We start from the raw sequence: 224 nt of genomic DNA on the forward strand, positions 1-224 counted from the left end.
GAGCCTCGATTATATCACCTGGCTCACGATCCAGCTGTCCGGCTGCGGCGAGATGGCCGGGGCCTGCGAGCCGGCCCTGCGGCTGATATCGGGCGTGCTCAAACCCGCCTGCATCTGGACCGCGATCGGCGTGCTCTTCATGGCGACGCTGCTCCGTCTTCACGCTCTCTCGCTCATCTGGTTCTGGGGGCCGATCGTCGCCATCTGGTTCGTCGCTTCCACGC

At 65.6% G+C, this 224-nt stretch carries 1 pseudogene; it reads left to right on the forward strand.

Going from position 1 to position 224, the window contains the following annotated elements:
• Window positions 1-224, forward strand: a pseudogene (locus AF337_RS25415) (hypothetical protein); the annotation flags it as partial.

Source organism: Rhizobium ecuadorense (assembly GCF_001187535.1).
Classification (GTDB): domain Bacteria; phylum Pseudomonadota; class Alphaproteobacteria; order Rhizobiales; family Rhizobiaceae; genus Rhizobium; species Rhizobium ecuadorense.